Annotated in this window: 23 protein-coding genes, 1 tRNA gene and 2 rRNA genes (1 of these 26 only partly in view); 21 read left to right on the forward strand and 5 right to left on the reverse strand. The window is 70.8% G+C overall.

What is annotated here, in order from left to right; translation table 11 throughout:
• From VQH23_RS15760 to VQH23_RS15770, 3 genes are all read left to right on the forward strand, one after another.
• A 23S ribosomal RNA gene (locus VQH23_RS15760) occupies positions 1–1,786 on the forward strand; it begins 956 nt to the left of the window's first position.
• 130 nt (positions 1,787–1,916) lie between these two features.
• Positions 1,917–2,031 (forward strand): 5S ribosomal RNA (gene rrf, locus VQH23_RS15765).
• Positions 2,032–2,063: 32 nt separating this feature from the next.
• Positions 2,064–2,140, forward strand: a tRNA-Met gene (locus VQH23_RS15770).
• A 226-nt stretch (positions 2,141–2,366) separates the two neighbouring features.
• Here VQH23_RS15770 and VQH23_RS15775 read toward each other — a convergent pair.
• From VQH23_RS15775 to VQH23_RS15795, 5 genes are all read right to left on the reverse strand, one after another.
• Positions 2,367–4,199 carry an ABC transporter ATP-binding protein/permease gene (locus tag VQH23_RS15775; RefSeq protein ID WP_338661684.1) on the reverse strand — a complete coding sequence of 611 codons (1,833 nt, stop codon included), beginning with the start codon at positions 4,197–4,199 and terminating at the stop codon, positions 2,367–2,369.
• Positions 4,200–4,253: 54 nt separating this feature from the next.
• Positions 4,254–4,943, reverse strand: coding sequence for a hypothetical protein (locus tag VQH23_RS15780; protein WP_338661685.1), 690 nt, complete (start codon positions 4,941–4,943; stop codon positions 4,254–4,256).
• Between the two features lie 7 nt (positions 4,944–4,950).
• Complete coding sequence (locus VQH23_RS15785; RefSeq protein WP_209373742.1) at positions 4,951–5,112, reverse strand: DUF1328 domain-containing protein; 162 nt, start codon at positions 5,110–5,112, stop codon at positions 4,951–4,953.
• A gap of 87 nt (positions 5,113–5,199) precedes the next feature.
• Complete coding sequence (locus tag VQH23_RS15790; protein WP_338661686.1) at positions 5,200–5,436, reverse strand: hypothetical protein; 237 nt, start codon at positions 5,434–5,436, stop codon at positions 5,200–5,202.
• A 92-nt stretch (positions 5,437–5,528) separates the two neighbouring features.
• The gene (locus tag VQH23_RS15795) at positions 5,529–6,245 is read right to left on the reverse strand and encodes a response regulator (protein ID WP_338661687.1); all 717 of its coding nucleotides are present in this window, start codon (positions 6,243–6,245) and stop codon (positions 5,529–5,531) included.
• Positions 6,246–6,368: 123 nt separating this feature from the next.
• Here VQH23_RS15795 and VQH23_RS15800 point away from each other — a divergent pair, with 123 nt between their 5' ends.
• The 18 genes from VQH23_RS15800 to VQH23_RS15885 all read left to right on the forward strand — a co-directional run bounded on the left by VQH23_RS15800 (position 6,369) and on the right by VQH23_RS15885 (position 20,821).
• The gene (locus tag VQH23_RS15800; RefSeq protein WP_338661688.1) at positions 6,369–6,878 is read left to right on the forward strand and encodes a sigma-70 family RNA polymerase sigma factor; all 510 of its coding nucleotides are present in this window, start codon (positions 6,369–6,371) and stop codon (positions 6,876–6,878) included.
• 96 nt (positions 6,879–6,974) lie between these two features.
• The gene (locus tag VQH23_RS15805; RefSeq protein ID WP_338661689.1) at positions 6,975–7,619 is read left to right on the forward strand and encodes a sigma-70 family RNA polymerase sigma factor; all 645 of its coding nucleotides are present in this window, start codon (positions 6,975–6,977) and stop codon (positions 7,617–7,619) included.
• A 2-nt stretch (positions 7,620–7,621) separates the two neighbouring features.
• The gene (locus VQH23_RS15810) at positions 7,622–7,831 is read left to right on the forward strand and encodes a NepR family anti-sigma factor (RefSeq protein WP_338661690.1); all 210 of its coding nucleotides are present in this window, start codon (positions 7,622–7,624) and stop codon (positions 7,829–7,831) included.
• A 57-nt stretch (positions 7,832–7,888) separates the two neighbouring features.
• Positions 7,889–9,610, forward strand: a complete 1,722-nt coding sequence (locus VQH23_RS15815; protein WP_338661691.1) for a sensor histidine kinase — start codon at positions 7,889–7,891, stop codon at positions 9,608–9,610.
• A gap of 171 nt (positions 9,611–9,781) precedes the next feature.
• On the forward strand, positions 9,782–10,117 hold the full coding sequence (locus VQH23_RS15820; protein ID WP_338661692.1) for a hypothetical protein: 336 nt from the start codon (positions 9,782–9,784) through the stop codon (positions 10,115–10,117).
• 13 nt (positions 10,118–10,130) lie between these two features.
• The gene (locus VQH23_RS15825) at positions 10,131–10,559 is read left to right on the forward strand and encodes a hypothetical protein (protein WP_338661693.1); all 429 of its coding nucleotides are present in this window, start codon (positions 10,131–10,133) and stop codon (positions 10,557–10,559) included.
• Positions 10,560–10,734: 175 nt separating this feature from the next.
• Positions 10,735–11,787: a phosphate ABC transporter substrate-binding protein PstS gene (pstS, locus tag VQH23_RS15830; protein WP_338661694.1), complete on the forward strand. Its 1,053-nt coding sequence runs from the start codon at positions 10,735–10,737 to the stop codon at positions 11,785–11,787.
• 86 nt (positions 11,788–11,873) lie between these two features.
• Complete coding sequence (pstC, locus tag VQH23_RS15835; RefSeq protein WP_338661695.1) at positions 11,874–12,854, forward strand: phosphate ABC transporter permease subunit PstC; 981 nt, start codon at positions 11,874–11,876, stop codon at positions 12,852–12,854.
• Between the two features lie 5 nt (positions 12,855–12,859).
• Positions 12,860–13,762, forward strand: coding sequence for a phosphate ABC transporter permease PstA (gene pstA / locus VQH23_RS15840; protein WP_408904220.1), 903 nt, complete (start codon positions 12,860–12,862; stop codon positions 13,760–13,762).
• Between the two features lie 201 nt (positions 13,763–13,963).
• Positions 13,964–14,746 carry a phosphate ABC transporter ATP-binding protein PstB gene (gene pstB, locus VQH23_RS15845; protein ID WP_338666112.1) on the forward strand — a complete coding sequence of 261 codons (783 nt, stop codon included), beginning with the start codon at positions 13,964–13,966 and terminating at the stop codon, positions 14,744–14,746.
• A gap of 17 nt (positions 14,747–14,763) precedes the next feature.
• Positions 14,764–15,468 carry a phosphate signaling complex protein PhoU gene (phoU, locus tag VQH23_RS15850; protein WP_338661696.1) on the forward strand — a complete coding sequence of 235 codons (705 nt, stop codon included), beginning with the start codon at positions 14,764–14,766 and terminating at the stop codon, positions 15,466–15,468.
• Positions 15,465–16,181, forward strand: coding sequence for a phosphate regulon transcriptional regulator PhoB (gene phoB / locus VQH23_RS15855; RefSeq protein ID WP_338661697.1), 717 nt, complete (start codon positions 15,465–15,467; stop codon positions 16,179–16,181). Before phoU ends, phoB begins: the two co-directional genes overlap by 4 nt.
• Positions 16,182–16,266: 85 nt before the next feature.
• Positions 16,267–16,677: an ATP-binding protein gene (locus tag VQH23_RS15860; protein WP_338661698.1), complete on the forward strand. Its 411-nt coding sequence runs from the start codon at positions 16,267–16,269 to the stop codon at positions 16,675–16,677.
• A gap of 77 nt (positions 16,678–16,754) precedes the next feature.
• Positions 16,755–17,081: an STAS domain-containing protein gene (locus VQH23_RS15865; protein WP_338661699.1), complete on the forward strand. Its 327-nt coding sequence runs from the start codon at positions 16,755–16,757 to the stop codon at positions 17,079–17,081.
• A 20-nt stretch (positions 17,082–17,101) separates the two neighbouring features.
• Positions 17,102–17,872 (forward strand): CheR family methyltransferase, encoded by a 771-nt coding sequence (locus tag VQH23_RS15870; protein WP_338661700.1) that lies wholly within the window; start codon positions 17,102–17,104, stop codon positions 17,870–17,872.
• A complete protein-coding gene (locus VQH23_RS15875) occupies positions 17,869–18,978 on the forward strand; it encodes a chemotaxis protein CheW (RefSeq protein WP_338661701.1) in 1,110 nt (369 codons plus the stop codon). Before VQH23_RS15870 ends, VQH23_RS15875 begins: the two co-directional genes overlap by 4 nt.
• Positions 18,975–20,096: a chemotaxis protein CheB gene (locus tag VQH23_RS15880; RefSeq protein WP_338661702.1), complete on the forward strand. Its 1,122-nt coding sequence runs from the start codon at positions 18,975–18,977 to the stop codon at positions 20,094–20,096. The genes VQH23_RS15875 and VQH23_RS15880 overlap by 4 nt, the downstream gene beginning before the upstream one ends.
• Positions 20,093–20,821, forward strand: a complete 729-nt coding sequence (locus VQH23_RS15885; RefSeq protein WP_338661703.1) for a response regulator — start codon at positions 20,093–20,095, stop codon at positions 20,819–20,821. The genes VQH23_RS15880 and VQH23_RS15885 overlap by 4 nt, the downstream gene beginning before the upstream one ends.
• Positions 20,822–20,831: the final 10 nt, after the last annotated feature.

The raw sequence follows: 20,831 nt of genomic DNA on the forward strand, positions 1-20,831 counted from the left end.
GAGGGAAACAGCCCAGACCACCAGCTAAGGCCCCTAATTCGTGGCTAAGTGGGAAAGCATGTGGGACGGCCAAAACAACCAGGAGGTTGGCTTAGAAGCAGCCATCCTTTAAAGAAAGCGTAATAGCTCACTGGTCTAATAGCTGTTCTGCGGCGAAAATGTAACGGGGCTCAAGCCACGAGCCGAAGCTGTGGGTGTGCAGCAATGCACGCGGTAGCGGAGCGTTCCGTAGGCCTGTGAAGGGATACCGGTGACGGGTCCTGGAGGTATCGGAAGTGCGAATGCGGACATGAGTAGCGACAAAGAGGGTGAGAACCCCTCTCGCCGAAAGTCCAAGGGTTCCTGCGCAAGGCCAATCCGCGCAGGGTGAGCCGGCCCCTAAGGCGAGGGCGACAGCCGTAGCCGATGGAAACAGGGTGAATATTCCCTGGCCCCCCAGATGTGACGACCTTGAAGTTCTGTTCCCCCTTATCGGATTGGGGGGGCGGTTGGAGAGGTCCGGGAAATAGCACTGGGATTATGGACCGTACCCGAAACCGACACAGGTGGACTGGTTGAGTATACCAAGGCGCTTGAGAGAACCATGCTGAAGGAACTAGGCAAATTGCTCGCGTAACTTCGGGATAAGCGAGACCCCTGCTCACGCAAGTGGGTTGGGGTGGCACAGACCAGGGGGTGGCGACTGTTTAGTAAAAACACAGGGCTCTGCGAAGTCGAGAGACGACGTATAGGGTCTGACGCCTGCCCGGTGCCGGAAGGTTAAAAGGAGAGGTGAGAGCCTTGAATTGAAGCCCCGGTAAACGGCGGCCGTAACTATAACGGTCCTAAGGTAGCGAAATTCCTTGTCGGGTAAGTTCCGACCTGCACGAATGGCGTAACGACCTCCCCACTGTCTCCAGCATGGGCTCAGCGAAATTGAATTCCCCGTGAAGATGCGGGGTACCCGTGGTCAGACGGAAAGACCCTATGAACCTTTACTGCAGCTTGGCAGTGGCGCCAGGAAGGGGCTGTGTAGGATAGGTGGGAGCCGATGAAACAGGGGCGCTAGCCTCTGCGGAGGCAACCTTGAAATACCACCCTGCGCCTTTCTGGCGTCTAACCGAGCCCCGTTAGCCGGGGCCGGGACCCTGCCTGGTGGGCAGTTTGACTGGGGCGGTCGCCTCCCAAAGTGTAACGGAGGCGCGCGATGGTGGGCTCAGGCCGGTCGGACATCGGCTGTTGAGTGCAAAGGCACAAGCCCGCCTGACTGCGAGCGCGACAGCGCGAGCAGAGACGAAAGTCGGCCTTAGTGATCCGGTGGTCCCGCGTGGAAGGGCCATCGCTCAACGGATAAAAGGTACTCTAGGGATAACAGGCTGATCTCCCCCAAGAGTCCACATCGACGGGGAGGTTTGGCACCTCGATGTCGGCTCATCGCATCCCGGGGCTGGAGCAGGTCCCAAGGGTTCGGCTGTTCGCCGATTAAAGCGGTACGTGAGCTGGGTTTAGAACGTCGTGAGACAGTTCGGTCCCTATCTGCCATGGGTGTTGGAGACTTGAGAGGATCTGTCCCTAGTACGAGAGGACCGGGATGGACGCACCTCTGGTGCACCGGTTGTGGCGCCAGCCGCATCGCCGGGTAGCCAAGTGCGGAACGGATAACCGCTGAAGGCATCTAAGCGGGAAACCAGCCTCAAAACCAGGTCTCCCCAAGGGCCGTGCCAGACCAGCACGTCGATAGGCCGCAGGTGGAAGTCGGGTAACCGACGCAGCCGAGCGGTCCTAATCGCCCGATCGAACTCCACTCCCCCACCGCTGAGGGCTAACCCCCTCGCCGCACGCAGCACCAACACGCAAACACACCACCCACACACCACCTTCCATCCCGGGCAGAACGCTCCGCGTCCGCCCACCCATCATGTCCTCCGGCCCGGTGGCCTGGTGCCTATAGCGAGGCTGCCACACCCGATCCCATCCCGAACTCGGCCGTGAAACGCCCCTGCGCCCATGGTACTGCGTCTTAAGACGCGGGAGAGTCGGTCAGCGCCAGGCCACCCGACCGGAGAACATGATCACTACACCACCGCGGGGTGGAGCAGCCCGGTAGCTCGTCAGGCTCATAACCTGAAGGTCACAGGTTCAAATCCTGTCCCCGCATCCAAGCCTCAGAACCCCCTCAGCACATAACCGTGCCGAGGGGGTTTTGGGCTACGTGTATCTCTCCACACCGCAAGCGCCGCACCAGCTTGTACCGCGCTTCTCATGACATCGAAGACCAGCTGAGGCGCATCGACGGAGCAGGTCGAAGGGTGTCCCCTCCGCCTTGAAGATCTTCTGCATGATCGAAGTCTCGGCTGGGCCGCGCAGAAGCGGCCCAACCGGTGCCTTCAGCCCGCCGTCGCGCGTACGCGCCGATTGAACGGGTTGCGGATGCGGATCTTGCGGTTCCGCAGGATTCGGCCGAGAGGGCGCATTGCCAGCCGCGCCCCCTCCGGCCCGCGCTGCAAGTGAAGGGTGCGCTCGTGGAAGGCGTCCAGCCCCGGGCGGTGGCCGATGGAGATCAGCGCGCTCTTCGGCAACTCCTCCAACACCAGTCGCATCATCGCGTCCTGGTTCTCCTCATCGAGTGCGGCCGTGGCCTCGTCCATGAAGATCCAGCGCGGCTTCTGCAGCAGCAGCCGAGCAAAGGCGAGGCGCTGCTGCTCACCCAGCGAGAGCACCTGATCCCATCGCTCGTCATCCTCCAACCGATCCTCGAGATGGGAGAGGCCTACCCGTTCCAGCGCTGCGACCGCCGCCTTGTTGGAAACCTTCTCCGGCGGGTTGGGGTAGGAGAGGGCGCCCCGCAACGTCCCGAGCGGCAGGTAAGGGCGCTGCGGCATGAACATCGTGGCCTCCCGCGGCGGCATGTGGATCTCGCCACTCCCCCAGGGCCAGATGCCGGCAAACGCGCGAAATAGGGTGCTCTTGCCCGTCCCGGATTCGCCTTTCACCAGCACGCGCTCGCCGGCCCGAACCTCCGCGCTTGCCTCCGCGATCACCACCGAGCCGTTGGCGAAGGCAACCTGCACGTCGCGGAAGGCGACGCGCTCCTCCTCACCGGCCTTCTCCTCGACCCGAACGATGGTCGGCTGGTCGCCGTCCTCCACCATCTCCTCGATGACGCGCAGGGACTCCCGGAAGGAGAGCAGCCGCTCCACGGAGGAGCGCCATTCTGCCAGCCGCGGGAAGTTGTCCACGAACCAGTTGAGCGAGGCCTGCACGGACCCGAAGGCGGAGCCGATCTGCATCAGGCCGCCGAGCGTGATCGCGCCGGAGAAGTAGGACGGCGCCGCCACCACGGTCGGGAAGACGGAGGTGAGCATTCCGTAGGCGCTGGTGAGCCACATCAGCCTGCGCTGGCTCCGCATCAGGTCGCGCACCGCATCGGCCACGTTGGTGAACAGCCGTGCCAATCCCCGCCGCTCATCCGTCTCGCCGCCGATGAGGGCGATACCCTCGCTGCTCTCCCGCGCGCGCACCAGGCCGAAGCGGAAATCCGCCTCCTTTGCCGTGCGCCAGAAATTCAGCGCCACCATCGGCCGGCCGACGAGGTAGGTAAGGCCAGAACCGATGGCCGCGTAGATCAGCGCGGCCCAGACCATATAGCCGGGGATGGTGATGGCGTTCCCGGCGATCGTCAGGTTCAGCGCGCCGGAGATGCTCCAGAGGATGCCGACGAAGGCGATCAGCATCACCACGGAATTGAAGATGCCCGTCGCGAAGTCCACGGCGGAGTCCACGGCAAGCCGCGCGTCCTCCGAGATCCGCTGGTCGGGGTTGTCGGACTCTCCCGCGCGCTCCAGCTGGTAGTGGCGCGCATTTGTCATCCACAGGTCCAGCAGGCGCTTCGTCAGCCACTCGCGCCAGCGCAGCTGCACCAGCTGCTTGACGTAGAGCTGGTAGACCGCCGTGATCATGGAGGCGCCCGCCAGCCCCACGAAGAGCACCATCTGCCAGAGGAAGGCGTTGCGGTCGCGGTTCTCCAGCGCGTTGAAGAAGTCGCGGTTCCAGAGATTGAAGCGGATCTGGATGAGAATCTGCAGAAGCGTCAGCGCCAGCAGGCCGAAGCCCAGCCACTTCGCGCCCTTCGCGCGCAGGAAGTACCCGCCGGCCAGACGGAGGAAGGCCCCCACGGCCCCCGTCTGGATCTGGACTTTCGGTCCCGTTTCGTCACTCACCCTCTGTCTCGCCTGTCCTGGGTCTCGTCACCGTCCACGTCGTGGCGGTGGTTCTCATTGCGGGCGCTCCGCCGGCGGCAGGGGCCCGAGCTTGTCCGCGCTCTCGCCGATCCGCTCGGCATCCAGCGCTTTGCCGCGGCTCTGCACGGTGGCCCCGTGCCCCGCGGCGGCGATCGAGCGGCCCACGGCCAGCCTGTCACCCAGCGCCTGCGCCACGCCAGCGGGCACGCGGATCACCACGCCCTCGTCCAGCACGGCGCCGATAACGTCGCCCTGCGGCGTGTAGAGCGGCGCGCGGACGGTGCCGGACACCTGCAGCATCTCGTCGGCGGCCCGGTACTCCGGGAAAGTCCAGCTCGGGCGGTCCACGAACTGGGGCTGGCTGCCACCATCCCTGGCCCAGGCCAGAAGCGTGATCGCCGGGGCGCGCCGGGCGCGGATGCCGTAGACCACGATGGACTGGCCGGGAGGCACGGCCTTCATGATGTCGTCGGCGATGTGCTCGGGGAACAGCACCTGCGGCCCCTCGCGGAACATCAGCCGGTCAGTCTTCCCCTCCGGCGTCAGCAGGTAGCGGTCTACCACGCCGGTGAAGGAGGGGAGCTGCGTCGGGTCGAACCACAGACGTCCACCGCCCGGGTTCGGGTTCACCGGGCCGGAACCCCCCTGATTAGAACCCTGAGACAGGACCGGCCCCGCGACGAGTGTCGCGAGGCCGGCCAGAAGCGCCGTGCGGCGGTTCATGGAACCCTCAGATCCAGCCCCGGCCGGCCACGAGGGAGACCAGGAAGAGGATGAGGAAGATCACGAACAGGACCTTGGCGATGCCGCTGGCCGCGGAGGCCACGCCGCCGAAGCCCAGCACGCCCGCGACAAGGGCGATGATAAGGAAGATGACGGTCCAGTAGAGCATTGTTCCGGTTCCCTAGAAGAGGATGCGATCCCTGAACGTGGGATGCGCGGGCCGGTTGCCCTCTCGCCACGGAGCGTTGCCGCCTTGCTACACCGCCCGGTTGGAGGCCGCGTCGCCCTGGCCCGAGGCCCAGTCCGTCAGCTGCCGCTCCGCCTCGTCCTCCCCCACGCCGTAGCGCTCGCGAATGCGCTCGAGCAGCAGGTCGCGGCGGCCGCCGGCCTGACTGATGTCCTCCTCGGTCAGCTTCCCCCAGTTCTTGCGGACTTTGCCGCCCATCTCGCCCCAGTCGCCCGCCAAGCGGTCCCAATCCAGCTTCTTGGTCATCCCATCCTCCGTCATGCCCGCGCCGAGCGCGTACGGGCCCGTCTGATGGAACGGGGAGGCGGTCCGGCGGGTTGCCGGACCGCACGGGCCGTTCAGTCGAGCGAAACGCCGCCAGAGACTGCCTGGTAGGTGGCGATGGCCAGTGCCACCGGCTCAAAGGGCTTGCTGATGATGAAGGCGGGCTCAAGCCGCTCCGCCGTCAGCAGCCGCTCGGGATAGGCGGTCACGAAGATCACGGGCGTGTCCTGCTCCTGCAGGATGCGCTGCACGGCGGAGATGCCGTCGCCACCCGGGCCGAGGTTCACATCCGCCAGGATCAGCCCCGGTTTCAGGTCGCGGGCCATCTGCACCGCCTCCGCCTCGCCGCTGGCGATGCCCACTACGTTATGCCCGCAGCTCTCCACCAGCTGGCGGATGTCCATGGCGATGATCGGCTCGTCCTCGATCACCATGATGTCCGTCGCCGCCACGGCGCGCAGCGCGGTGCGTGCGGCCTCCAGCAGGCGCCGCCCTTCCTCCAGCGTCACGCCGACGGCGAGGGCGGCATCGGTGACCGTGAGGTCCTCCAGCGCGGTGAGGAGGAGAAGTTGGCGCTGCTTCGCGGAGATGTGCTCGCCGGGCGCGTCCGGAACCAGCCGGCTGACGCCGGCGAACAGCGCGAGCGGCCCCGGCACGCCCTCCGGCAGCCCGGCCCGCAGCGACTGGGCCACCAGGGCGTCGCCCTGCGCCTGGCTGCCGGTCAGGGCCCGTGCGTAGCGCCGGGCATAGGGCAGGGTGCGAAGCAACTCCCCCTGCGACACAGCATTCATCCGTGATAGTCCTCCGCCCCCCGCGGGCCGCCGCCGACATGGCAGGGCTTGCGGGCCGTTTCTCTACATGGTCGCGCCGCGCGCCGCCGGGAGGCGTCGCGCGGCCCTTTTCCAGCCGGGTGCATGACAGAAGAGCAGGATTTCCGCCCGGCCCTTACGCGCCTGCTGCCCGACCTGCGGGCCTTCGCCCGATTCCTGTCGCGCGATCCGGCCGCAGCGGACGACCTCGTGCAAGACACATTGCTGCGTGCCCTGCGCAACGAGGCGCAGTGGCAGCCCGGCACAAGCCTGCGCGCCTGGACCTTCTCCATCCTCCGCAACGCCTGGTTCGAGGACCGGCGCCGCAGCGCCGCCCGGCGGCGCGCCCTGGACCGCGCGCCGCCGGAGGAGGAGGGCCGGCCGGCCGGGCAGGAGCACCGGATGGAGGTGATGGGGCTGGCCCGCGCGATGAAGGATCTCTCGCCGGACCAGCAGGAGGCGCTGGTGCTCGTCGGTGCGCTCGGCTTCTCCAGCGAGGATGCGGCGCGGGTGGCCGGGGTGCAGGTCGGCACCCTCAAGGCGCGCGTCTCCCGGGCCCGGAAGGCGCTCGCCGCACGCTATGGAAGCGAGGCGGATCAAGGCGATGCGGAGTGAACCTCACCCCTGGCGTTTTCGTGATTAAGCCGGCGGTAACCGGAATCGGACCCCGTGCATTGGTCGGGTGAAGTTCGAGACGAGGGGATTGCCCAGATGACCGAGACCGTTGCCGTGACGACCGCCCCCGCCACCTCCCACACGGTTGCCGACTTCCACAAGTTGCTCGTCACGACCCTGCCGCGGCTGCGCGTGCAGGCCCTGGCGCTGACCCGCAACCGCGCCGACGCGGACGACCTGGTGCAGGCCGCCGTCACCTCCGCCCTCGCCGCGAAGGACAGCTTCACCCCTGGCACCAACTTCGGCGCCTGGATGTTCCGCATCCTGCGGAACCGCTTCATCTCCGACGTCCGCCGCAAGCGCGAGACGACGGACATTGACGACGTGCCGAGCTCCGCCTTTGCCCGCCCCGGCGCGCAGGAGGACAGCTTGGTGATGCGCGAGCTGCGCGGCCACCTCTCCCGCCTGCCTGCCGAGCAGCGCACGGCGCTGGTGATGGTGACGGTGCAGGGCATGTCCTACGAGGAGGTCGCGGCGGCGATGGATTGCGCCGTCGGCACCGCCAAGTGCCGCGTGTTCCGCGCCCGCCAGACTCTGCAGCGCTGGCTGACCGGCGAGGAGCGCGGCGTCGACGCGCCGAAGGTCGCCGCCTCCACTCGCAAGTCCTCCTCTTCCCCTCGGGCCACCCGCCGTCGTATGGCGACGGATGACACTGCTGCGGGGCACGCGAACCCTGTCTGAGGATGGCCGAGAGTAGCGACAAGGGGAAATCGGGGCCTGTGCCGAAGCCCGGAACAGTCGGAGGAGCCAACGGGCGCGGCGAGGCCGCGCCCGAGGCCGCTTTCGACCTCTGGCTTCAGCGCGGTTTGCATCAGATGTTTGACGACGTGATGCGCGAGCCGATTCCCGAAGAACTTCTGCGCCTGATCGAGCAGGACCAGCGGCGGGGCTGAAGGATCTGTGCCGGATGGAGGGATCTGTCCGGCACCGTGCGAAGGAATGTCCGATCCATGCCCGGGCAGGACAGGTTGAGGCAGCTGCGGCTGCGACTCGGCTCCGCCCTGGGCGGCATTCGCGGACGGATGATGGTGCTGGTGATGGTCGCGGGTATTCCCGTCGCGGCCATCGCGATCACGAACGCTCTGCAGGACTACCGCGCCGCGCTCGACGATGGCCGCCGGGGTGTCGAGACGCTGCGCGCGCTGGTGGCGGCCCGCTACGGCGTGGCCATCGGCAGCGCCGAATCCGTTCTCATCGCCCTGGCGCGCCAGGATCCCCGCGGGGGCGAGGACCCGGCCGGCTGCACCGCCTCCTTTCGCCGCGTGATCGACCTCCATCCCGGCGACATCGGCGAGCTCGCCGTGGTCGTGCCCGGCCAACCTCCGGTCTGCGGCACGCTTCCCACCGGCTTTGATCCCCAGCCCTTGCTGCGAGAAGCCCTGGCGAGCGGCGCCCCTGCCTACGGCGCCTTCCTGCCCGGCAGCCGCGGCCGCGCGCCCCTGATGCCGGTGGCCGTTCCCGGCGCCGCGGTGGGCTCGATCGGCGGGGAATGGGCGCTGATCGGGTTCGTGGTCCTGCGCGACGACGCGGGCCTTCCGGGAAGCGGCCGCACCCCCGGGGACAGGGTATGGCTCATCGATCGGACGGGGCGGGCCCTCTCCCCCAGCGGCGCCGGCGGCCCGACCCTGGACCCCGCCACCGTCGCCCGGGTGGGGGATGGGGGCGAGGTGACGGAAGGCCTGCGCGGCGAGGTGGTCTATGCCGGCGCGCGGCTCAATCCCGGGCTGCGCCTCGTGGTCGGACACCCGATCTCCGCCCCGAGAGAAGTGGCGCGCGGCATCCTCGTCCAGCGCATCCTGGAACTGGCGACCTTTCTCGTCGCCTGCCTGGCCGCCATCGTGGTGGGGGCGGATCTCGCCATGGTCCGGCCGCTCCGCCTGCTCTCGGTCCGGGTGCGGGGATGGCGGCCGGGCAACGCCTTCCCCGTGAACCCCACCGGCACGGAGCCGCGCGAGGTTCGCGCCGTGGAGCAGGCCTTCAGCGACGCGGCGGAGGCCCTGACCCGGCGGGAGGCCGACCTGCGGGCCGCGCTCGAGCAGCGCGATGCGCTGATGGCCGAGATCCACCACCGCGTGAAGAACAACCTGCAGATCGTCTCCTCCTTGCTGAACCTGCAGGCCGGGCGGATCAAGGACCCCGCTGCCATCGCGGAGTTCCTCGCGGCGCGGAACCGGGTGCGGACCCTGGCCACGCTGCACCGGCACCTCTACGTGCAGCACAGCTTCGAATCGGTCGCGCTGCCGCCCTTCCTGACGGAGCTCGCGAACCAGCAGTTCTCCTCCCACAACGAGGCACCTGGCGAGCGGCTGGCCCTGAAGCTGGACATCGCCGACATCGCCATCTCCACGGATCAGGCCGTCTCCCTCTCCCTCCTCGTCACGGAGGCCATGGGCAACGCGGTGGAGCACGCCTTTCCCGACGACATGCGCGGCACGATCCGGCTCTCCCTGCAGCAGGAGGGCGAGGAGGTGTTGCTGACGGTGCGGGACGACGGCATCGGCCTGCCCGATCGCGGGGCCCGCCCGCGCGGCCTCGGTCTCCAGCTCATGGACGGCTTCGCGAAGCAGCTCGGCGGCCCGCTCACGGGGGGGCGGTTGGAGGAGGGCGGAACCCTCTGGAGCGTGCGCTTCCCCCTTCGGGCCAACCCGCCGCCCCGCCCGATGGCGGCCTGAGCGTCGCGGGCATCGCGGCCGCAGGTCCCGACCATCCACCTCCCGCCGGCCTGCGGTTGTGTCCGCCGGGCCATGCCGCGTCGCGGCGGGCGGTTGTCCGCCGCGGCGGCGCAACTGCCCCCTCAGGGACGCGTTGGCGAGGGGATTGTCACACTATCCCCGGAGGGACCGATGGCCGCGAACAGCGACGCAGGCAAGGCAGTGGATCAGGCCGCCGCCAAGGTGAGCGACACCGTGAACAAGGTGAGCGACGCGGCAGGCGGCGTGGCCGACAGCGCCTCGGAGCAGATCGCCGCGCTCCGCAAGCAGGTCGAGGACCTCTACGCCGATCGCGAGAAGTACCTGTCCAAGGCGATGGACACGGCCGAGGGCTACGCCGCCCGCGCCAGCGACGCCGCCCAGGTGCAGTACGAGGCCGTGGCCGACCGCGTCCGGGAGCGTCCGGCTCAGTCCATCCTGATCGCCGCCGCCGCCGGCTACATTCTCGCCCGTATCCTGGGCCGCTGAGAGGAGTCGCGAGATGCTGCGGACCTTCAGCCTGGTCGGGATGGCGGCGCAGGCCGAAAGCCGCCGTCTCAAAGCGAAGGCGAGTGCCACGGGCACGCGCATGGCCTTCTACGCCGGGGCCGGCATCATGGGGCTGGCTGCCTTCGTGGTGCTTCACTTCGTCCTGTGGTTCCTCGCACGGAACACCTTCGGAACGGTCGTCTCCTCCCTGCTGGTCATGGTCTTCGACCTTGTCCTGGCCGGGATCTGCGTCTTTCTCGCCTCGCGCAACTCCTCCGTGCGCGAGGAGATGGAGGCGCAGGCCGTGCGCAACGTGGCGCTGACCGGGGCGGCCCAGTCGGCCGTCAGCGGCTTCACCACCCAGGCCGGGCCGCTCATGGCGCTGGCGGGTATTGCCATCGCCGCGCTCTGGCCGAAGCTCCGCGGCGGCCGGCGAGTCTAGCGCGCCGAAACCATGCGACGTGAATGAGAGGGCGCCTCCTTCCGGAGGCGCCCTTTTTCGTGCTCGGGCCACGGTCGCTGTCATTGAACCGTCATAAATTTGAAACTCACACGTCGCCGCCCTTACCTAGAAGGCGGCAGCCGGCCGAAAGGCCGGACCGAAGAACCACGGAGAAATGCTGGTGATCACCCGCCGTCTCGCCCTCACGGGCCTCGTCGCCGCCGCGGCCACGCCCGCGGCGCTCCCCGCCCTGGCCCAGACCGCCCAGATCACGGGGGCCGGCGCCTCCTTCCCGAATCCGGTCTACCAGCGCTGGGGCGAGGGCGCGAAGGCGGCCGGCATCCAGCTCAACTACCAGTCCGTCGGGTCGGGCGCGGGCGTGAACCAGATCCGCAATCGCACCGTCGACTTCGGCGCCACCGACGCCCCGCTGACGCAGCAGCAGCTGACCGAGGCGAACCTCCTGCAGTTCCCGACCGTGATGGGCGCCGTGGTTCCCATCGTGAACATCCCGGGCGTCGAGACCGACCAGCTGCGCCTGACGGGCGAGGTCCTGGCCGAGATCTATGCCGGCCGGATCACCCGCTGGAACGACCCGCGCATCGTCGAGATGAACAGCGGCGTCACCCTGCCGAACCTGGCGATCGCCCCGGTGTACCGCGCCGACGCCTCCGGCACGAGCTTCGTGTTCACCTCCTACCTCTCCGCCGTGTCCGAGAGCTGGAAGAACGGCGCCGGCGCCGGCACCTCCGTGCGCTGGGCCACCGGCGCGGGCGCCCGCGGCAATGAGGGCGTGGCGGGCACCGTCCGCAACACCCGCGGCGGTATCGGCTACGTCGAGAACGCCTACGCCACGCAGAACCGCCTTGCCACCGTGCAGCTGCGCAACAAGGCCGGCCAGTACGTGAAGCCGACGATGGAGACCTTCCAGGCGGCCGCGACCAACGCCAACTGGAACGCGCCGGGGATGGCGGCGAGCATCATCGACCAGCAGGGCGCCAACTCCTGGCCGATCGTCTCCCCGACCTTCATCCTGCTGCCGACCAACCCGACGGACGGCGCGAAGACCCGCGCGGTGATGCGCTTCTTCGACTGGGCCTTCACCAACGGCGGCAACGTCGCCCGCGAGCTGGAGTACGTTCCGCTGCCGCAGAACGTGCAGGCCGCCGTGCGCTCCGCCTGGGCCGGGATCCGGATCGACGGCCAGCCGGCCTGGCCGGCCCGCTGAAGCGCCGGGGCTCCGAAGCCCTGAGCTGAGGCAACCCGTCCGGCGGCCCCGCGCCGCCGGACGACCCTTTTTTCGAGGAAGACCGCGTGGCACAGGTCGCCGTCCCAGAAACCCTTGAAGTCGCCCCGGCGCGCCCCACCACCCGGAAGGGCAGCGGGACCGGCGACACCATCTTCGCCTTTCTCTGCCGCGCCTCCGCGGCGCTGGTGCTGGTGCTGCTCGGCGCCATCATCGTGGAGCTGTTCCTGGGCGGGCTTCCTGCCTTCCGGGCCTTCGGCGCCGCCTTCATCTCCTCCACGGACTGGGATCCGGTGCAGGAGATCTACGGCGCGGGCGTGCCGATCTACGGCACCATCCTCACCGCCATCCTCGCCCTTCTCCTCGCCGTGCCGGTCGCCTTCGGCATCGCCTTCTTCCTGACGGAGCTGGCGCCGGAGTGGATGCGCGGCCCCGTCGGCACCGCGATCGAGCTGCTGGCGGCCGTTCCCTCCATCATCTTCGGCATGTGGGGCTTCTTCGTCATCGTCCCGGTGATGGCGAGCACGATCCAGCCGGCAATCATCGACACGGTCGGCGAGCTGCCGCTGATCGGCAGCCTCTTCCAGGGCCCGCCCTTCGGCACGGGCCTTTTCACCGCCGCCCTCATCCTCGCGATCATGGTGCTGCCCTTCATCGCCGCCACCATGCGGGACGTCTTCCTGCAGGTCCCCGGCGTCTACAAGGAGAGCGCCTACGGTCTGGGCTCCACGCGGTGGGAGGTGATGCGCAAGGTCGTGCTGCCCTACACCCGCGTCTCCGTCGTCGGCGGCATCATGCTCGGCCTCGGCCGCGCGCTGGGCGAGACGATGGCCGTCACCTTCGTCATCGGCAACGCCAACCGCATTACCCCCTCGCTCTTCGGGCCGGGCAACACCATCGCCTCCATCGTGGCGCTGGAGTTCGGCGAGAGCGGCGCGGGCAGCCTGAAGCTCTCCGCCCTGCTGGCGCTCGGCTTCCTTCTCTTCGTCATCTCCTTCGCGGTGCTGGCCCTCTCGCGCTGGCTGCTCCGCTCGCGGCTGAAGGGCTGAACCAGGTGTCCGCCACAACCTCTCCCACTCCCGTCTCCTCGATCCCGGGCCGGGCCAAGGACCGCGCCACCTCCGAGGCGCTGGGCCGCAGCCGCGCCCGCGCGGACGCGATCGTGCGGGTGCTCTGCACCGGCGCCACGGTGCTGGGCCTCTTCTTCCTGGCCTCGATCCTCCTCACGCTGCTGATCCGCGGCGCGGGCGGCATCTCGCTGAGCGTGTTCACGGAGGTCACCCGGCCTCCGGGCTCGCATGGCGGCCTGCTGAACCCGATCATCGGCAGCCTCATCCAGGTCTTCCTGGCCACGATCGTCGGCACGCCGATCGGCATGCTCGTGGGCACCTACCTCGCCGAGTACGCCGGCGAGTCCCGCTTCGGCCAGCTCGTCCGCTTCGTGTCGGACGTGCTGCTCTCCGCGCCCTCGATCCTCATCGGCCTCTTCGTCTACCAGATCCTGGTGCTGCCCTTCGGCGGCTTCTCCGGCTGGGCGGGCATCGTGGCGCTGGCGATCATCGTGATCCCCGTGGTGGTCCGCACCACCGAGGACATGCTGCGCCTGATCCCGAACACCTTGCGGGAGGCGGTGATCGGTCTCGGCGCCCCGAAGTGGAAGATGATCGTGCTGGTCTGCTGGCGCGCCGCGGTCTCGGGCATCATCACCGGCATCCTGCTGGCCGTGGCCCGCGTGGCCGGCGAGACGGCGCCGCTGCTCTTCACCTCGCTCGGCAACCTCAACTGGTCGCTGAACCTCTCCCAGCCCATGTCGAGCCTGCCGATCACCATCTACTCCTACGCCGGTTCGCCCTATGAGGACTGGATCACGCTCGCCTGGACGGGCGCGCTGATCATCACCCTCGGCGTGCTCGGCCTCAACGTCCTCGCGCGCTCCGTGCTGCGCGCCCGCAAGTAGAGCCGGAGACCGGTCATGAGCATGAGCCAGAACAACAGCACCGGCGCCGCCATCAACAGCGGCGCCATGAACCCGGGCGCGGCCAACGCCGCCGCAGTGAACGACGCCCAGGCGGCCGTGGCGGAGCAGAAGGCGGCGGAGCTGGCGCAGATCGCCCAGCAGTCCCACCCGCAGCAGGCCCCTTCCGGCAGCTTCGGCGGCATGACCGTGCGGTCCTCCGCCGTGATGAACCAGGCCCGGATCGCGGTAAAGGACCTGAACTTCTACTACGGCACCAACAAGGCCCTGAAGGGCATCAACCTCGACTTCCCGGACCGGCAGGTCACCGGGATGATCGGCCCCTCCGGCTGCGGCAAGTCCACGCTGCTCCGCGTGCTGAACCGCATGTACAGCCTCTACCCCGGCCAGCGCGCCGAGGGGCAGGTGCTGCTGGACGGACAGAACGTGGTGGACGACTCCATGGACCTGAACTCGCTGCGGGCGAAGGTCGGCATGGTCTTCCAGAAGCCGACGCCCTTCCCGATGACGATCCACGAGAACATCGCCTTCGGCATCCGGCTGCACGAGAAGCTCTCCCGCGCCGAGCTGGAGGAGCGGATCGAGTGGGCGCTCACCCGCTCCGCCCTCTGGGGCGAGGTGAAGGACCGGCTCCACACCTCCGCCATGGGCCTCTCGGGCGGGCAGCAGCAGCGCCTGTGCATCGCGCGCACCATCGCCGTGCGCCCGGACGTGATCCTGTTCGACGAGCCGACCTCCGCACTCGACCCGATCAGCACCCTCAAGATCGAGGAGCTGATCGACGAGCTGAAGCGCGACTTCACCATCGCGATCGTCACCCACAACATGCAGCAGGCGGCCCGCTGCGCGGACCAGGTGGCCTTCTTCTACCTGGGCGAGCTGGTGGAGGTGGCGCCTGCCGCCGAGCTCTTCACCGCCCCGCGCCAGAAGCGCACCCAAGAGTACATCACCGGCCGCTTCGGCTGACCGGCGGGGGAACGGAAATGGCCTCGGAGCATATCGTGAAGTCCTACGATGAAGAGCTGAAGCGCCTGCGCGAGCTGATCGCCCGCATGGGCGGCCTTGCGGAACGCCAGGTGGCCGATGCCGCCTACGCCCTGGTCCGCCGGGATTCCGAGCTGGCCGGCGAGGTGGTGGGCCGCGACGCCCCGATCGACGCGCTGGAGCGCGAGGTGGACGCCTTCTGCGTGCGCCTCCTGGCGCTCCGCCAGCCGCTGGCGGCGGACCTGCGCTTCATCATCGCAGCCCTGAAGATCAGCCAGGACATCGAGCGCATCGGCGACTACGCCCGCAACGTGGCCAAGCGCGCGATCATCGTCTCCAGCCAGCCCTTCCTCGGCGGCGTGAACGGCTTCCAGTGGATGGCGCAGCTGGTGCAGCGCAACCTGAAGGACAGCATCGACGCCTTCGTGAAGGACGATGCGGACCTGGCCGAGCGGGTCTGGGCCGCGGACGCCCCCGTGGACGACATCTACACCGGGATTTTCCGGGAGATGCTGACCCACATGATGGAGGATCCGCGCAACATCACGGCCTGCACGCACCTCCTCTTCATCGCCAAGAACTTCGAGCGCATCGGCGACCACGCGACGAACATCGCGGAGACGGTGCACTACGCCGTGCGCGGCGCCAGCCTGCCGGACGACCGTCCGAAGGCCGACGCCTCCATCGAGGCGCCGACCCCATGAGGTCCGCGGCGCTTCCGGACGCGCAGCGCCCGACCATCCTCGTCGTCGAGGACGAGGCGCCGCTCCTCACCCTTCTCCGGTACAACCTGGAGAAACAGGGTTTCCGGGTGGAGGAGGCGGCCGATGGGCCGGAGGCGCTGATCCGCGTCGCCGAATCCCGCCCGGACCTGATGCTGCTGGACTGGATGCTGCCCGCGATGTCCGGGCTGGAGGTCTGCCGCCAGCTACGCCGCCGGCCGGAGACGCGGGACCTGCCGATCATCATGGTCACCGCCCGCACGGAGGAGGCCGACGCCGTCCGCGCGCTCGACACCGGCGCGGACGACCATATCGGCAAGCCCTTCACCATGGACGCGCTGCTGGCCCGCATCCGCGCGGTGATGCGTCGCTCCGGCGCCCCTGCCGCCCGCGGCACGCTGGCCTGGCAGGACATCGTGATGGACCAGGACGCCCACCGCGTGACGCGGGCCGGGCGCACCCTGCACCTCGGCCCCACCGAGTACCGGCTGCTGGAGTTCTTCCTGCAGCACCCCGGCCGCGTCTTCTCCCGCGAGCAGCTGCTGGACGCGGTGTGGGGCCGGGACATCCACGTGGAGCTGCGCACGGTGGACGTGCACATCCGCCGGCTCCGCAAGGCGATCAACGGGGAATCGGACGCGGACGTCATCCGCACGGTGCGCAGCGCGGGCTACGCCCTGGACACGGATGGCTGAGGGGAGGGGCCGGGTCTCCCGGCCCTTGTTCCCAAGCGCCGCCCGCCGCCCTATCGTCCCCGGTGAAGCGAGGGGGAAGGCGGGTTTGGACGCTGCGGCGCTGCGCCACGAGATGCCGCCCGAGGTGGACGGCCTGCCGGCCCTCCTCGACCGGCTGGAAGCCTTCTCGGAGGCCGCGGGCCTGTCCCCCGGCGCGGCGCAGCGCCTTTCCATCGTGGCGGAGGAGCTGGCGGCGAACGTCGCCATGCACGGCCGGGGCGCCAGCCGCCTGCTGGTGGAGGCACGGCGCGAGGGCGATTCGGTCCACCTGCTGATCGAGGATGACGGCCCCGCCTTCGATCCCCTCTCGGCGGCCGCGCCCGACCTCGACGCGGCCGTCGAGGAGCGCGAGATCGGGGGCCTGGGCGTGCACTTCGTCCGCCGCATGACGCGTGAGGCGGCCTATGAGCGCCGCGACGGGACGAATCGCCTGACAGCCCTGCTGGACGCGGGCTGAACGGGGCGGCAAAGATCAACCGCGCCGGCCACCCATGGCCAGAACATCCTCTCGGGCCGGCGCTGACTGGAGACACCATGCAGATCGCCGAGCACCGGGAAGGCGCGACCACCATCGCCGCGCTGGAGGGCCGCCTGGACACCGCCACCGCCCCGGCAACCGAGGAGAAGCTGGTCTCCCTGCTCGACGGGGGCGGGCTCGTCGCGGACATGTCGGAGGTCCGCTACGTCTCCTCCGCCGGGCTGCGGGTGCTGCTGAAGGCGGCGAAGCAGGCGCGGGTGAAGGGCGTGTCCTTCTCGGTCTGCGGGCTGCAGCCGGCGGTGCGGGAGGTCTTCGAGATCTCCGGCTTCGACAAGATCATCCCCATGCACGCCACCCGCGCCGAGGCGGTGGCCGGCGCCTGACCCCCGGGTGCGGCGGGGCCGTGCCCGTCCCCCGTACGGCCGCGTTCCCGCCCTCGGGCGACGCCTCTGCCTCCCGCGCCGGGGAGGGGCTGGCGGCCCTCGCCGGCCTTGCCCCCTCCGCCGTGCTGCAGCGCCGGCTGGAGCGGGCGGCCCCGCTCCTCCCGGCGCTGGAGACGCGGCCGGACATCGATTGCCCTGGCTGGGCCGCGCTGCTGGACGCGGTGACGGTGGGGGAGACCCGGCTCTTCCGCGCCGCGCCCCAGCTCCTCGCCCTGCGCGGCCTGATGCCGGGCCTGCCCGGCCGGCCGCTCCGCCTTCTCTCGGCCGGCTGCTCCTCGGGGGAGGAGGCCTGGAGCCTCGCCCTTCTCGCTGAGGGGGCGGGGATCGAGGCCGAGGTTCTGGGCCTCGACATCAATCGCTCCGCCCTCGCGGCCGCCGCTGCCGGCCGCTACCCCGCCGGTCCGCCGGACGCGCTGCGCGAGGTGCCGGCACCGCTCCGCCCCCGCTTCCAGCTGGCCGATGGTTGGGTCCTGCCTGGGGCCGCCCGGCCGCCTGCCTTCCTCCGCGCCAACCTGCTCGCCCCGCCGCCGGGCCTCGGCAGGTTCGGCGCCATCCTCTGCCGCAACGTGCTGATCTACTTGCTGCCGACGGCGCGGGACACGATCCTGCGCGACCTTGCCGGACGCCTGCTGCCGGGCGGCGCCCTCCTGCTCGGCCCCACCGAATTCCCGGGCCCCGACCTGCCCCTGCGCCCGGAGCCGGGCGTGCACGGCGTGTGGCGCCGCCTGTGAGCCCAACCGCCATCCGGGCAGGCGATGCCGCCCACCGCCTGCCCGAGGGCTCCTCCGCCGTCGCGCCGCCCGTGCTGCGGCCGGTGCCGGGGGGAGGGGGGCGGCTCTTCGTCGGGATGCTCGGCGGCGGCGCCCTGCCGGCCTGGGTCCTGCCCGGCGCCGGTTACCCGGCCCGTGCCTGGGCCCTGGTGCCGGGGCCGGAGGGCGCGGTGCTGGTGGGCGGCGACGCGCTGACATCGGCAGGGGGGGACGCAGAACCCCTGCAACTGCCCGACCCGCCGCCCGTCCGCACGCCCCTTGCGCGTCCTTCGGCGCCGGAAGGGGGGGCGGTGCCGCCCGCCCCGAGCGGGGGCGGCTTCCGCCTGGCCATGGCGGGCGGCGCGCTGGACCTGCCCTTCGCGGCGATGGAACGTCTCCTCCCCATGCCGTCCTTCCACCCCTTGCCGGAGGCGCCGCCCGGCGCGCGCGGCATGGCTTGGACCGAGGCCGGCGCCGTCCTGGTCCTCTCCGGGGAGGAAGGGGAGCCGCTGCTCGCACTGCTGGTGGTGGAGGGGCGCCGCCTGGGCCTGGCCTGCCGGGGCGCCGCGCCGATCGCGTCGGCGCCCGCCTTGCCCACCGCCCTCCTGACACCCGCTCTCCTGGCCGCGGCACCCCTGGCGCAGTCGCCGCCCGCCGCACCGGCCCCTCCCACGCGCCTGCTCCTCCTCGCCCGCGCCGGCGGGACCGGCTTCGCCCTGCCCTTGGAGGAGGTCGCCGCAGTGCTGCCGCCCCAGGCGCCAGGCAACCCCGGATCCGGCGCGCTGGCCGGGATCGCGGCGCATCGCGGCGACGTGCTGCCGGTGCTGGACGCCGGCGCGCGCCTCGGCGGCGCCCCCGTCCTCGCCGGCGGCGCCGTGCCGATGCTGCGTTTGCAGGGCGCACAGCCCGCCGCGCTCGCCGTCTCCGCCGTGCTCGGCCTGCGCGCCGTGCCGCAAGCCGATCTCGCCCCCGTACCGGGGGGAGGGCTGGTGGCCGCCATGGCGCGGCTGGACGGCGGGGTCTTGCCGGTGTGCCGCGCCCGGGTGCTGCTCGCCCCGCTCGGCTCCCTGGCCGGGGCGGCGCCGTGATCCGTGCCCTGGTGGTGGATGATTCCGGCTTCATGCGGATGGCCCTGCGCCGGATCATCGAGGCCGATGGCGACCTGCGCGTAGTGGGGGAGGCGAGCGACGGCGATCGTGCCGTGGAGCTGGCCGCCCGGCTGCACCCGGACATCGTGACCATGGACCTGGAGATGCCCGGCCTGGACGGCATCGCGGCCACGCGCCGCCTCGCCGGCCTGCCGGACCCGCCCGCGGTGGTGGTGGTGAGCCACCACACGCGGGACGGGTCGGAGGGCGCGGTGGCGGCGCTGGCGGCCGGGGCCGCGGACGTGCTGTGGAAGGGGTCGGCCATCGGTGCGCTGGACCTGGCCGGGATCGACCGGGCCCTGCGCGGCCGCCTGCGCCACTGGGCCGGGCAGCGGCAGCACCGGCCGCGCCCCATTCCCGGGACCGTGCTTGAGGCCGTGCCTGGGGCGGCACCTGGGTGGGGCCGGCCGCCGCCGCGCCTCGCCCCCGACGCCCCGATCGCCCCGGGCTGCGACGTCGTGGTCCTCGCCGCCTCCACCGGCGGGCCGGACGCGCTGGCGGCGCTGCTGGAGGCCGCCGGGCCGCTGCCCGTGCCCGTGGTGGTGGCGCAGCACATGCCCGCCGACCTCGGCCCGGACTTCGTGCGCCACCTCGCCCGGCGCGGCGGGGTGCCCGCGGTGCTCGCCACCCACGGCGCCGTGCCCCGCCCGGGCGAGGCGACGGTCATCCCCGGCGGGACGGACGGGCACCTGGCGCGGGGCGGCGCCGATGCCCCGCCCGGCGCCCTCGTGCTGCGGCTGGCGCAGGGGCCGGGCGTGGTGCACCCTTCCGCCGACATGCTCTTCCGCTCGGCCGCCCTGGTGGCGCGGCGCGCGATCGGCGCCGTGCTCACGGGCATGGGGCGGGACGGGGCCGAGGGGGCCGCCGCGATGCGCGAGAGGGGGATGGCCGTGCTGGCGCAGTCGCCGGAGAGCTGCGTGGTGGCGGGGATGCCCGGCGCGGTGATCGAGGCCGGCCCGGTCGCCGGGCTGGGCGATCCCGCCGCGCTCGGCATCCGGCTGCGCGCCCTGGCCGTGCCCCTCGCGCCCGCTACCCCATGGGGGCGGGGACCGGCATGAGCCTCGATCCCGAGATTCTCGCCTTCTTCCTCCCGGAGTGGGAGGAGGCGGCCGCCCGGCTGGCCGCGGCGCCGGACGAGGCCGCGCAGCGCCGCGCGCTGGACGCGCTCGGGGCCCTGGCGAGCGGGGCCGAGATCGCCTCCCTCAAGGCGGCGCTGCGCGCGCTGGAGCCGCTGCCGGAAGTTTTCGGCGCCCCGGCCACCGCCGCCGCCCTTACCGCCCATGCCCGCGCCGTGGTCGAGGCCGGGGAAGACCTGCCTTTCGCCGCCGATCCGGCAGCTCCCCTGGCCGCCCCCGCATCGGCTCCGGTCATCCGGACCCTGGTCGTGGACGACAGCGCCATGATGCGCCGCCTGGTGCGGGAGAGCCTCTCCGCCGACCCCGCCTTCGCCGTGGTGGCGGAGGCGGCGGACGGGCGGGAGGCCCTGGCCCGGATCGCGGACGAGGCGCCGGACCTGATCATGCTGGACATCGAGATGCCCGTGCTGGACGGGCTGGGCGTTCTGCGGGACTGGGCGTTGCGCGGCACAGGGGCGGTGGTGGTCGTCTCCTCCGCCGCCGTGCCGGGCGGGGAGGTGGCGGCGGAGGCGCGGCGGCTGGGCGCCTGCACCGTCGTCGGCAAGCCCTCCGGCGCCTTCTCCCCCGATCTCGGCGAGCGGCAGGGCGAGGCGATCCGCCGCGCCGCGCGCAAGGCGGCGGGGCTGCCCGTGGAGGGCGCCGTATGATCCCCGCGAC

The sequence above is a fragment of the Pararoseomonas sp. SCSIO 73927 genome, from assembly GCF_037040815.1.
Classification (GTDB): Bacteria; Pseudomonadota; Alphaproteobacteria; order Acetobacterales; family Acetobacteraceae; genus Roseomonas.

Coding starts and splice junctions, on each gene's coding strand:
- phoU (WP_338661696.1), top strand. CDS start 14,764: ATGGCCTCGGAGCATATCGTGAAGTCCTACGATGAAGAGCTGAAGCGC.
- VQH23_RS15805 (WP_338661689.1), top strand. CDS start 6,975: ATGACCGAGACCGTTGCCGTGACGACCGCCCCCGCCACCTCCCACACG.
- VQH23_RS15795 (WP_338661687.1), bottom strand. CDS start 6,245: ATGAATGCTGTGTCGCAGGGGGAGTTGCTTCGCACCCTGCCCTATGCC.
- VQH23_RS15780 (WP_338661685.1), bottom strand. CDS start 4,943: ATGAACCGCCGCACGGCGCTTCTGGCCGGCCTCGCGACACTCGTCGCG.
- VQH23_RS15815 (WP_338661691.1), top strand. CDS start 7,889: ATGCCCGGGCAGGACAGGTTGAGGCAGCTGCGGCTGCGACTCGGCTCC.
- phoB (WP_338661697.1), top strand. CDS start 15,465: ATGAGGTCCGCGGCGCTTCCGGACGCGCAGCGCCCGACCATCCTCGTC.
- VQH23_RS15865 (WP_338661699.1), top strand. CDS start 16,755: ATGCAGATCGCCGAGCACCGGGAAGGCGCGACCACCATCGCCGCGCTG.
- VQH23_RS15810 (WP_338661690.1), top strand. CDS start 7,622: ATGGCCGAGAGTAGCGACAAGGGGAAATCGGGGCCTGTGCCGAAGCCC.
- VQH23_RS15785 (WP_209373742.1), bottom strand. CDS start 5,112: ATGCTCTACTGGACCGTCATCTTCCTTATCATCGCCCTTGTCGCGGGC.
- VQH23_RS15820 (WP_338661692.1), top strand. CDS start 9,782: ATGGCCGCGAACAGCGACGCAGGCAAGGCAGTGGATCAGGCCGCCGCC.
- VQH23_RS15885 (WP_338661703.1), top strand. CDS start 20,093: ATGAGCCTCGATCCCGAGATTCTCGCCTTCTTCCTCCCGGAGTGGGAG.
- VQH23_RS15790 (WP_338661686.1), bottom strand. CDS start 5,436: ATGACCAAGAAGCTGGATTGGGACCGCTTGGCGGGCGACTGGGGCGAG.
- VQH23_RS15825 (WP_338661693.1), top strand. CDS start 10,131: ATGCTGCGGACCTTCAGCCTGGTCGGGATGGCGGCGCAGGCCGAAAGC.
- pstB (WP_338666112.1), top strand. CDS start 13,964: ATGACCGTGCGGTCCTCCGCCGTGATGAACCAGGCCCGGATCGCGGTA.
- VQH23_RS15800 (WP_338661688.1), top strand. CDS start 6,369: ATGACAGAAGAGCAGGATTTCCGCCCGGCCCTTACGCGCCTGCTGCCC.
- pstS (WP_338661694.1), top strand. CDS start 10,735: ATGCTGGTGATCACCCGCCGTCTCGCCCTCACGGGCCTCGTCGCCGCC.